The organism is Paenibacillus alba, assembly GCF_013204855.1.
GTDB classification, from domain to species: domain Bacteria; phylum Bacillota; class Bacilli; order Paenibacillales; family NBRC-103111; genus Paenibacillus_E; species Paenibacillus_E alba.
On the sequence record NZ_JABMKZ010000035.1, the window covers coordinates 1 to 12,100 of the forward strand.

The following is a 12,100-nucleotide window of genomic DNA, read 5'->3' on the forward strand; positions in this document are numbered from 1 at the left end:
TAGCGAATATCGAAACGAATGGAACGGCAATCGGCAGCTACACCGCGAATATCGGCACATATAGTGTGACGGGACTAACGGAAAGCACAACCTATTACTTCAACGTAATCGTGAAGGATGAAGCCGGCAATAAGACGTCCTATACAACGAAGCAGGTTGTCACTTTAGACGTCACAGCACCCGTAGTGTCTGTTGGCGCGCTCAGCACCTCAGGCATCACAGGCACAGGAGTAACATTGAACTGGATCAAAGCCACGGATGCGGTCAGCGCGCAAAGCGCCCTGCAGTACCAAGTGTACCGTTCCAGCAGCAATAACCTAGGCACGGTAGCGAATATCGAAACGAACGGAACGGCAATCGGCAGCTACACAGCGGATATCGGCACATATAATGTGACGGGACTAACGGAAGGCACGACCTATTACTTCAACGTAATCGTGAAGGATGAAGCCGGCAATAAGACGGCCTATACAACGAAGCAGGTTGTCACTCTAGACGTCACAGCACCCGTAGTGTCTGTTGGCGCGCTCAGCACCTCAGGCATCACAGGCACAGGAGTAACATTGAACTGGATCAAAGCCACGGATGCGGTCAGCGCGCAAGGCGCCCTGCAGTACCAAGTGTACCGTTCCAGCAGCAATAATCTAGGCACGGTAGCGAATATCGAAACGAACGGAACGGCAATCGGCAGCTACACAGCGGATATCGGCACATATAATGTGACGGGACTAACGGAAGGCACGACCTATTACTTCAACGTAATCGTGAAGGATGAAGCCGGCAATAAGACGGCCTATACAACGAAGCAGGTTGTCACTCTAGACGTCACAGCACCCGTAGTGTCTGTTGGCGCGCTCAGCACCTCAGGCATCACAGGCACAGGAGTAACATTGAACTGGATCAAAGCCACGGATGCGGTCAGCGCGCAAGGCGCCCTGCAGTACCAAGTGTACCGTTCCAGCAGCAATAATCTAGGCACGGTAGCGAATATCGAAACGAATGGAACGGCAATCGGCAGCTACACAGCAGATATCGGTACATATAGTACGACAGGACTAACGGAAGGCACGACCTATTACTTCAACGTAATCGTGAAGGATGAGGCCGGCAATAAGACGGCCTATACAACGAAGCTGGTTGTGACCTCAGACCTCACCGCCCCAGTAGTGTCTGTTGGCACGCTAAGCATCTCAAGCATCACAGGCACAGGAGTAACATTGAACTGGACCAAAGCCACAGATGCGGTCAGCGCGCAAGGCGCCCTGCAGTACCAAGTGTACCGTTCCAGCAGCAATAACCTGACTACGGTAGCGAATATCGAAACGAACGGAACGGCAATCGGCAGCTACACAGCAGATATCGGTACATATAGTGTTACGGGACTAACGGAAGGCACGAGCTATTACTTCAACGTAATCGTGAAGGATGAAGCCGGCAATAAAACGGCTTATACAACGAAGCAGGTTGTCACTCTAGACGTCACAGCGCCAGTCGTGTCTGACGGGACGATTGGAGCAACGAGACTCACGGATACAGAAGTGACTTTGAATTGGACAAAGGCGTTGGATGCTGTTAGTGCGCAAGGCATGCTGCAATATCAAGTCTACCAATCCAGCAGTAATAACCTTGATACAATAGCGAATATTGAAGCCAATGGTACGGTAATCGGCAGTTACGCGGCTGATATAGGGACATTTGATGTAACTGGCCTTACAGCCAGCTCGGCTTATTATTTTAATGTAATTGTGAAGGATGAATCGGGAAATAAGACAGTCTATACAACGAAACAAGTCACCACAGACGCAGCGCCGACGTTCACGATAGATGCTATCGATAACCAGACTTACATGGCGTTGACGGCTGGATATGCCGCGGGCATACAAGAAACCAAGACGATTACGATATCCCGAACTGGTACCGGGAATTTGACTCACTTGACGGTAGCATTAAGCGGTCCGAATGCGAGCGATTTTGTAATTGTACAGCCGAGTGAAACGACTTTGAGCAGCGCAGTACCGTCTACTACTTTTACAGTAAAAGCGCTTGATGGTTTGGCAGTAGGAACGTACAACGCAACCATAACTGTAGCAGCTGACCATATGGCCGGCGAAACGTTTACCCTTACTCAAGTCGTAAAAGCAATTAATCCTACTACGATCGTTTCCGCAATACCAGGGGATGGTTATGTAACAATTACTTGGAATTCTGTTGGGATGGAAGGGTACGAGGTGTTTAAGTCTACGGTATCTGGTTCCTACGGATCTGCTGTAGAGACAGTTGGAGGCTCTGTGTACAGCTCTAAGATTACTGGACTCGTGAACGGCACGACGTACTTCTTCGTAGTTCGATCTTTGCATGGGGGCATTGAAAGTGTTGATTCAAATGAAGTTAGCGGTATCCCACAGGTGGCTGCACCTGATGTTCCCATGCTGCAATCCGCGATTGCAGGAGACGGGCATGTCAATTTGAGCTGGACTTCTGTAGCCGGTTCAACGGAATATCACATATTTAACAGCCTTACGACAGGTTCGTACAGTACGCCATTGGCAACGGTCAGCGGGTCGGTGTATGCCTATGACGCTGTGGGGCTGGTTAACGGCATGACTTATTATTTTGTAATCAAAGCATCGAATCCAGGTGGGCAGAGCGCAGCTTCGAATGAAGTAAGCGTCATTCCGCAAGTTGCCTCACCATCCACTCCTCCTATCTTGTCAGCTTCAGCTGAAAATGGACTGGTTAGGCTGACCTGGAATGCCGTTATTGGTTCAACGGGATATAAGGTTTTCAAAAGTACAGCTGCCGGTGCATATGGTGTAGAAGTAACAACCGTTAGCGGCTCTGTTTACAGCTATGAAGTTACAGGATTAAGTAATGGAACAACCTATTACTTTATTGTGAAAGCATCGAATCCAGGAGGAGAGAGCGCAGCGTCCAATGAGGTCAGTGCCATGCCTAAGACGGTTCCGGCAGCACCTACTGGCATTGTGGCGTCAGCGGGCAATGGGCAGGCAACAGTAAGCTTTGCCGCACCTGCAGATGATGGTGGAAGTCAAATAACAGGGTACGAAGCCATCGCTTTACCAGGGGATATCTCCCTTAGCGGCACTTCTAGTCCCATTATATTTACAAGTTTATCGAATGGAACAACCTATACGTTTAAGGTCAAAGCGATTAATAGTGTGGGCAAAAGTGAGGCTTCCATTGCTTCAAGCGGCGTCACTCCGAGGTCCCCTTCAAGCCAAGAAAACAGTGGGGGCGGCAGCGCACCGTCACAACCAACAACAGAGATTGACTTGTTGGTTAATGGCAAGATCGAACGGATAGGAACTGCAACAACGACAGAAGTGAACGGGCAAACAGTAACGTCGATTACGGTTGATCCCAAGAAGTTGTCAGAAAAGCTTGCTGCCGAAGCTCAGACAGTCATGCTCACGATACCCGTACGTACAGATGCCGATGTTGTTATCGGAGAGTTTGACGGACAGCTGATCCAAAGTATGGAACAGAAGCAAGCCGTAGTTGTCCTACAAACAGCAAGCGCTTCTTACACAGTGCCTACACAACAAATCGATCTGAACGCGATCATTGAGAAGTTTGGAAAGAGCGTAGCGCTTCAAGACATTAAGATTCAGATCATCATTTCTAAACCCACAGCGGATACATTGAAAATCGTTGAAGATGCAGCTAAAAAAGGTGAGTTTGCCGCTGCTGCACCACCGCTCAATTTTATAATAAAAGCTAGTTATGGGGATGCAACCATCGAAGTTTCCAAGTTCAACACATATGTGGAAAGGACAATTGCGATTCCAGATGGTGTTGATCCCAAACATATAACAACTGGAGTTGTTATTGATTCTGATGGCACCGTACGTCATGTTCCCACCCGGATTGTTGTAGTTGACAATAAGTACTTTGCTAAGGTGAACAGCTTGACCAATAGTACGTACGCACTCATATGGCATCCAGTTGCTTTTAAGGATCTCGAGCGTCACTGGGCTAAAGAGGTTGTCAACGATTTGGGATCCAGAATGGTTATCAGTGGAGCAAGTGATGGCAACTTTGCACCGAATCAAGACATCACGCGTGCTGAATTTGCAGCTATCATCGTTCGGGCGTTAGGACTGAAAGCAGATAATGGCTCGAGCTCGTTTAAGGACGTTCAAGCAAGCGCGTGGTTTAGCGGTTATGTGAAGACAGCATTCAATGCCCACATTGTAACTGGATTTGAAAATGGTACTTTTGCTCCGGAAGAGAAGATTACCAGAGAACAGGCCATGATGATGATTGCCAATGCGATGCAAATAACCGGTCTTCGGAGTAACCTTCAGGCGCAAGAAGCAGGACAATGGCTGAATAAATTTGACGACGGCAATCTTGCATCGGAATGGGCGAGGGGGAGTATCGCCAATTGCTTGGATGCGGGAATTGTTGCTGGCAGGAACGGCAATCTGCTTGAGCCAAAAGCTTTTATCTCAAAAGCGGAGGTTGCCGTTCTAGTTCAGAGACTTCTACAAAAATCTGGACTGATATAAGCTCACGGCTAGTAAAAGTAGTGTGAACCGCGGAGAGTCCCAGTAGAGAAATCTATTGGGACTCTTTGCATCTAAATTTATGCGATCAACAGGGGATTCTGATATGATGAGACTAACCATACTAAATTAGTATGAAATGAAAGGAGAGGAAAATGAAAAGCATATTGTTCAAGTATATGACGAAATTTACATCTCTTAACGATGAGGAACAACGGGCTATCGCGGAAGAGATCCTTATTGAGGAATATAAAAAAGGAACAATACTCCTTAGACAAGGAGATGTTCCTAATCAATGTTATTTCGTATTGAAAGGATGTGTAAGGCAGTATTCGATAGATGAAGCGGGAAAAGAAGTCACATCCAATTTCTACACAGAAGAACAAGCGGTCTCGATTTTTAATCGGCATCAACAAAATAAGCCATCTGCGTACACCTTAACTTGTCTCGAGGATTGTATATTGGTTGTTGGTGATTTTGAGGCGGAAATGGACATATTTCACAAACACGCACAATTGGAAACCATGATACGCAAGATGGTAGAAGAAAACCTCGGTGAGGTACAAGATGAATTGAGTTCATTTATTGCTTCTGCACCTGAAGAACGTTACAAAGCGTTATTGCGAAAAAGGCCTCATTTAGTCAATCGTGTACCTCAGCACCAATTGGCAAGTTATCTTGGTATGACGCCTGAGTCGTTAAGTAGAATTAAGAAGCGGGTCAATGCCAGTGATTTTTAGGTAGGTTGTCATGCACGTTTGGGGAGTTTCCCCCCTCTGAGCAGCAGCCATATCCCAAAGCCCAGTTCTCCTATAATCATTGGTATCATAAATACAAGATTAAGGATTGCAATTGCCGCATCATATTGTGAAAGAAACGTTTTGCTTAGGTGAATGACCATATAGCCTATTGAAGCAAGCAACAATCCAATGCCGATAACTTTAGGAATGCTGCCTGATTTGAAAACGACATACCCGACAATCAACAGGTGCCAGCCAAAAACGATCAGACCAATAGACCAAATGGATTCAAACGCTTCAAGAAATAGCATCATAAGTGATTGCATTTGTTCGATTTTAAATGAGGATAAATAGGTTGTATGTCTCGAGAGAAGCAGCACAAATATCAAGTTCATTATGGCAATTCCCAATATCGTCGAATAGGTAAGACGGAGCCATGCACCAAGCAATGAAAGGCTTTGATGAATTGGCTTCAGGAAGATATAGAAAGCCCAGGCGACCACGATGTCACAGATCAGAATGATGACCCACCCCAAGATTTCAGCTTTGAAAAGGTTATTTGATGACGTGATGTTGTTAAATGTGGCGATGGGGTCGCCTTGTACTACAAGAGTTTCATGGACGAAGCCGTAGGAAAAAAATGAGGCAATTGCCATGATGATAAGCGAAGTACCAGCAATTAAGGCAGATTTTCGCTGATATGATCCATTTTTTACTGAGGTAGTCATAAATTGGCCTCCTATATAAGATTTATTTTCATTATAATTAGGAGAGTATGACTGGTCATTGACTTAAATCAAGGGGAAGGGAGATCTTATAGGACTGAAAGGTAGAGAACGGTTTAATTTGTTTTTGGTCTTGTATAAATACACACACTGTTGTATTTTATAGCGGGAACCAAATAGATAAAGAACTATTCAAAATAGTTCACAGGAGAGGGAAGTGAAATTCATATGAAGCAATACAACACACGGGCTATAATGGCGTCGCTGCTCATTTGCGGCTTCGTAGGCATGTTCAGCGAGACGGCACTCAACATAGCAATTAGTAATTTAATGGACGTGTTCCAGATTTCGGCAGCGACTGCACAGTGGTTAACGACAGGCTTTTTGCTGACTCTTGGTATTCTGATGCCGATGACAGGTTTACTGCTACAATGGTTGACAACTAGGCAGCTTTTCATTGTTTCGCTTGCAAGCTCGATCGTTGGGACATTGATTGCAGCGCTTGCGGTCAATTTCGAAATGCTGATGGTTGCTCGCGTTCTTCAGGCAGCCGGCATGGGGTTATTGATTCCGCTCATGTTTAATACGATTCTCGTCGTTTATCCTCCAGAAAAGCGTGGGGCAGCGATGGGCTTCGTTGGTCTAGTTATCATGTTCGCACCGGCTACGGGTCCAACTGTGGCGGGGCTTTTGATCGAATATTTAACATGGCACTATATTTTCTGGTTGTCTCTTCCGTTCTTGGTCATAGGATTGTTGATCGGATTGAAATACCTGGATAACGTCACCGAGGTCACCAAACCCCGCATTGATCCATTGTCTATTATTTTGTCATCAATCGGCTTCGGCGGCGTAGTCTTTGGCTTCAGTAAGGCGGGCGAAGGACACGGAGGCTGGAGCAGCCCGATCGTGCTCGCATCGATCATCATCGGTCTTATCGCACTTGTATTGTTCGCGCTGCGCCAGATGTTCATGCGCGAGCCGATGATGAACTTGCGCGTCTTCAAGTACCCGATGTTTATCGTGGGGCTGGTTCTTGTGCTGACGTGTATGATGATCATCTTATCAAGCATGATTATTTTGCCGATGTATTTGCAGAACGGGATGAAACTATCCGCGTTCGCTACCGGGCTCATGATGCTGCCGGGCAGCGCGTTGAACGGTATCCTGTCGCCGCGTATGGGGCGCCTCTTCGATAAGTATGGGCCTAAGTGGCTCGTAATCCCGGGGCTCGCCATCGTAGCGGTGATGTTATGGTTCTTTTCCAGTATAACCGTTGCATCTTCTGTAGCTTTTATCGTTGCCTTGCATATTGGTCTCATGGTTGGTATTTCCATGGTATGGATGCCAGCGCAGACGAATGGACTTAACCAACTTCCACCGGCACTTTACCCACACGGAACGGCAGTCATGAACACGCTGCAACAGGTCGCTGGGGCGATCGGAACAGCAATCGCAATCAGTATCCTGACAAACGGCATGGAGAAGTATTTGGTCAGCTCCCCGGTGCCGAGTGAACCGGTCGAGCTGGCTAAAGCCATGATGCTCGGTTCCCAGAACGTGTTCATGTTCGCGGCAATCGTGTCACTCATCGGTCTGGCTGTGGCGTTCTTCATCCGCCGCGTCATTGTTAAGCATGCCACGATGAATGCGATGCATTGACGAACTACGAGTAATAATAGAAGGAGCTCGCCTAACGGCTGCTCCTTTTTTTCATCCCCTAAGGAGGCTAATTAGATGAATGTTGTAGTTACGGAATACAACGATAATTGGAAACAGAAGTTTAGCGAGGAATCTCAAAAAATAAAGGATATTTTTGCCAATGAGTTAATCGACATCCACCATATAGGCAGCACTTCAGTACCAGGGCTAAAAGCCAAACCCATCATTGATATCATGCCAGTAGTCAAAAATATTGAAAAAATAGATTCGTTTAATGAACGCATGGAACAACTTGGCTACGAATGCATGGGTGAGCTTGGCATGAAAGGAAGAAGATATTTCCGCAAAGGCGGAGATAATCGCACACATCAAGTGCATGTGTTTCAAGGGGATAATGAGGAAGATATGACTCGCCATTTGGCTGTAAGGGATTACCTCCGAACCCATCCTGATGAAGCAAATCAGTATGGAGATTTAAAAGAACGCCTCGCCAAACAGTTCCCAAGAGACATTGAAGCTTATATGGACGGTAAAGATGCGTTTGTTAAAGAGCTAGAAAGACGAGCGCTAAGTTGGTACAAAATGGGCAAGGATCGTTAACACATCAAAAGCAAAGGAGCCCAACAATGAATAACCAAGCATCGGGATTGCAGCACCATGCAGCATCCGCTGATAAGAAGGTTACCTGGCTGGAACTATTTTATGATCTACTTTTTGTAGCGGCAGTTTCAAAAGCGAGTCATGTTTTGATCCATGTCGAAAATGGTTCAATTCCAGTAGAGTATTTAATGAAATTCGTCCTAATATTTATTCCGATCTGGTGGGCTTGGGTAGGTCAATCGCTCTTTGTCAATCGGTTTGGACAAGATATCATATCTCACCGAATATTTCTGATCCTACAATTATTTTTTGTATTAATAATGACGGCCAGCCTATCGGTTGATTTTGATCAATACTATGTTCCATTCTTAATAGGCTATGTTGGTTTAAGAGCTATGACGGCCATTCAATATCTTTCGATACATAGTAAAGAAGATGCACATAGAAAGATCACTGCCCGCTATTTGGGGAGTCGCTTTTGGATTGGATTGGTGATATCTTCTTCATCGTTATTCTTTGACTCATGGATTCGTTATGCCGTCTTGTATGCGGGAATTGCTGTAGATATATTGCTCCCATTAATTGGTCGAAAATACTTGGTGAAAAGCCCAATAAATACGCACCATCTATTAGAACGTTTTTCATTGTTCACACTTATTCTTCTGGGCGAATCAGTAGTCAGCATATTAGCAGTTATGCAGTCTAGCTACTGGACGTGGCAATCTATCTTATTCGCGTCCTTAACTTTTCTACTAATTATTGCTATGTGGTGGCAATATTTTGACAACGTTGAGAAGAAAGTGAATAAAACGATAGAGACCGCAGGGCAAACTATCATTTATGGTCATTTGTTCATTTATTTATCCTTGTGTATGATCGCAGCTTCGATTCAGTTGTTAGTTCTGAAACAATTAGATTATTCATTTATGTTATATTTTATTTTTGGATCCGTGTTGCTCTACTTTTTTTCAACCTCGTTGGTTTTCCATAAATATCGACACATCCATCAAAGATTAGGGATACCACACTTAGCGTTCTTGTTAGGGTTGCTAGGTATCTTTTTTGCAGTGGATTTGATGTTCCTGCTACCGAATTACATAATCATTGGAGAAGTGATGGTGTTCTTTGCTGTATATGCTAAATTAACGACATGAACTTAACAACGTACTGGCGGTAACTGGAAACTACCGTTCGATCGCAGATAGGGATGTGTAAGGTGATGATAAAAAGCTGGATTTCCCTATTCTAAGGATTTCAGCTTTTTTTGTTTTTAGTTTACCAATTTGTAAAACTATGTCGTTTTTGTGAAACATATGTCGCATCTTGTAAGATATAGTGTACAATGAACACGAGTTAATATTTTCCAATACAATTTTTGGTTTAGGAGAGAGAGAAATGAAAAAGTATGTGAGTAATATCTTAGCTGGAACAATGCTAGTGGGGTCTCTATTTGGGGGAGTTGCCAGTGCAGAAACAACAAAAAGTGCAGAAAGTGTTTCTAAATCAGAATCAAAAGCTGTGGGGACATCGCATTTAACGGATTTAACTGGACATTGGGTAAGTGAAAAAGCAAACCTTTGGAATACTCGAGGTGTTATTCAAGGTGCGGAGAATGCAAAATTCGAACCTGATCGAGGGCTCACTCGCGCAGAGTGGGTAACATTCGTGAATCGCATGTTTCAATATCAGGAATCAAAATCTTCGGTTGTTTTTTCTGACGTGAAGACAACGGATTGGTTCGCCAAAGAGGTTCAAGTAGCAGCGACGGCTGGATATATAAATGGCTATGAAGACAAAACCTTTAAACCAAATACGTTGCTATCCAGAGAAGAAGCAGCCGTCATGATTAGTCGAATTCTATCTCTTAAAGGAGAGAATAAAGAATCGGCGTATGAAGATGATACGGTTATTTCGAGTTGGGCTAGAGAGGCGATTGGTGCAGTATCCAAAAAAGGAATAATTGAGGGTTTCCAGGATGGCAACTTTAAACCTGCCAAAGATATAACACGTGCTGAAGCTGTTTCTTTATTAGACCGTGCATTTAATAGTTTTGGTACTTGGTATGATGAAGCAACTACATACGGTCCTAAGACAGGCAAGGATACACTCGAAGGAAGTGTAATTTTGAATCAAGCAGGGGCTACACTTCAAAATGTAGATATTGCTGGAGATTTAATCATTACGAAAGCCGTTGGTGATGGAGATATCCATTTGAAAAATGTTACTGTTCGTGGGAAAACCTACGTATACGGTGGTGGGGAACACAGCGTTCATTTAGAAGATTCTGTATTACTGACAGTGATTGTTAATAAATTAGATGGTACTGTACGTTTAGTGGCTACCGGTAAAACGAGTGTTCAAGAAATAACGATTCAGACTAGCGCAAATGTTGAGGCTGAAAAAGGAACTACAATTAACAAGTTAACATTAAGTAACGAACTACCAGAAAAATCACGAGTTATGATTTATGGTGAATTTGATACAGTAAATATTGAAGCAAAAAGTATTTTTGTTCAAATCCCTACAGGTAACATAAATCAATTGAATGTTGGTAAAGGCGCGGAAGGAATGATACTTGAGACAAGTAAAGAGTTGAGTATCTTATCCCTTGTTCTTAATGCGGCTGCCAAAGTTCTAGGCGAAGGAAATATAGATCGTGCTGTTGTGAATTCAAGCGGCATAACCATGGAACAAAAACCGAAAAATGTAACACTTGGCAGTGATGTACCGAGTGATGTGAAAATTAATATTGGTGGTTCTGATAAGGTAGTTTCTGTTCCTCAAGAGAGTTCGGGATCTTCTGGCGGCTCAAGTGGTGGAAGTAGTGGAAGTAGTGGAAATGGAAACAGCGGTGGAAACAATGGAAATAATAATGGCGGATCAAAGAATGATGGTGCAATAGAAGGCGGAAGTTGGTACTACTTAGGACTAGCTTCTGAAACAGTAACAGTAGGTGAGTCCGTTTACGTCACCAGTACTAGAAACGGAACCGTTTATTTGTTCAAAAATAGTGGATTTAATGTATCTGATAAAGTAATGTTGGAAGCAGGAATTCAAGCAGGGCTTGTTCGTAAAGAAAGTATTAAATCCGGAGTTAGAACCAACGTTGATACGAGTGGATTTTATTTTAATGGACAATATGGATATGGCGTTGTAGTTTTTGACGAGAAAGAAATACCCTCTTATCATAGACAGCTGACTATTTTAGATGATCAGACGAAAGCATTAATTAGTGAACCTAATATAATAACGGTAGGGGCCGCTCAACAATATATTGAATTTGGTTATAATCGCGATATTACATTGGCAGAGGGTAAAAATTTACGAACTTCAGTCACAGTAGCAACTTATAATCAACCTTTTGTTCCATTATCAGCAGATGATGATGTAAAGATCGAAAGAAATAAAATAATCATTACACCAAAAGTGCCCTATGGAAGAAAATATAAATTGGCAATTGCACAAAATTCAATTACTACAATTGATAAACAATACTTTAATAAGAGCTATGTAACTCCTTATACGATGACTTCATTTGCCAAAATTGAAATGATATCTCCAAGCTATACTTACAATATGAAGGTTAAAATTGGTACGAAACTGAGATTTAAAACCGAAAGAGATGATACCGTATATTTTGTTTTAACTAGCACAGTCGGATATCCAAAGGATTTTGACAAAGAAGTTTCCGATGGTTATGGAAGAAAGATTATTGTTCCTGAAAACGGCACTAACGAAATATATGAAGTCGATACAAGCTCATTACCGGTAGGTGAATATCGTTTGTTCCCATGGGAAGGATATAGTTTGTATGTACAGTTAATTGAATAGCTAAAATGTAAAA

The 12,100-nt window shown here is 43.6% G+C and carries 7 protein-coding genes; 6 read left to right on the top strand and 1 reads right to left on the bottom strand.

Features of this window, described 5'->3' with window-relative positions; translation table 11 throughout:
• Together HQN90_RS29695 and HQN90_RS29700 are read left to right on the top strand one after the other, a co-directional pair.
• On the top strand, positions 1–4,532 hold a 4,532-nt coding region (locus tag HQN90_RS29695), incomplete at its 5' end, for a fibronectin type III domain-containing protein (RefSeq protein ID WP_173225917.1).
• A 152-nt stretch (positions 4,533–4,684) separates the two neighbouring features.
• Positions 4,685–5,269, top strand: coding sequence for a Crp/Fnr family transcriptional regulator (locus tag HQN90_RS29700; RefSeq protein WP_173225919.1), 585 nt, complete (start codon positions 4,685–4,687; stop codon positions 5,267–5,269).
• Positions 5,270–5,277: 8 nt separating this feature from the next.
• On the opposite strand, the gene HQN90_RS29705 is transcribed toward HQN90_RS29700, so the two are convergent.
• Entirely contained in the window at positions 5,278–5,997 is a 720-nt protein-coding gene (locus tag HQN90_RS29705) for a DUF4386 domain-containing protein (RefSeq protein WP_173225921.1), read from the bottom strand.
• 225 nt (positions 5,998–6,222) lie between these two features.
• Between HQN90_RS29705 and HQN90_RS29710 the strand changes: the two genes are divergently transcribed.
• From HQN90_RS29710 to HQN90_RS29725, 4 genes are all read left to right on the top strand, one after another.
• Positions 6,223–7,656, top strand: coding sequence for a DHA2 family efflux MFS transporter permease subunit (locus HQN90_RS29710; protein ID WP_173225923.1), 1,434 nt, complete (start codon positions 6,223–6,225; stop codon positions 7,654–7,656).
• 75 nt (positions 7,657–7,731) lie between these two features.
• Positions 7,732–8,256: a GrpB family protein gene (locus HQN90_RS29715; protein WP_173225925.1), complete on the top strand. Its 525-nt coding sequence runs from the start codon at positions 7,732–7,734 to the stop codon at positions 8,254–8,256.
• A 26-nt stretch (positions 8,257–8,282) separates the two neighbouring features.
• On the top strand, positions 8,283–9,410 hold the full coding sequence (locus HQN90_RS29720) for a low temperature requirement protein A (protein WP_173225927.1): 1,128 nt from the start codon (positions 8,283–8,285) through the stop codon (positions 9,408–9,410).
• A gap of 241 nt (positions 9,411–9,651) precedes the next feature.
• Complete coding sequence (locus tag HQN90_RS29725; protein ID WP_173225929.1) at positions 9,652–12,087, top strand: S-layer homology domain-containing protein; 2,436 nt, start codon at positions 9,652–9,654, stop codon at positions 12,085–12,087.
• The last annotated feature ends 13 nt before the right edge of the window (positions 12,088–12,100 follow it).

What these genes read in the sequence shown, in the direction of transcription:
- HQN90_RS29725 (WP_173225929.1), top strand. Translation starts at nt 9,652, where the DNA reads ATGAAAAAGTATGTGAGTAATATCTTAGCTGGAACAATGCTAGTGGGG.
- HQN90_RS29705 (WP_173225921.1), bottom strand. Translation starts at nt 5,997, where the DNA reads ATGACTACCTCAGTAAAAAATGGATCATATCAGCGAAAATCTGCCTTA.
- HQN90_RS29715 (WP_173225925.1), top strand. Translation starts at nt 7,732, where the DNA reads ATGAATGTTGTAGTTACGGAATACAACGATAATTGGAAACAGAAGTTT.
- HQN90_RS29700 (WP_173225919.1), top strand. Translation starts at nt 4,685, where the DNA reads ATGAAAAGCATATTGTTCAAGTATATGACGAAATTTACATCTCTTAAC.
- HQN90_RS29710 (WP_173225923.1), top strand. Translation starts at nt 6,223, where the DNA reads ATGAAGCAATACAACACACGGGCTATAATGGCGTCGCTGCTCATTTGC.
- HQN90_RS29720 (WP_173225927.1), top strand. Translation starts at nt 8,283, where the DNA reads ATGAATAACCAAGCATCGGGATTGCAGCACCATGCAGCATCCGCTGAT.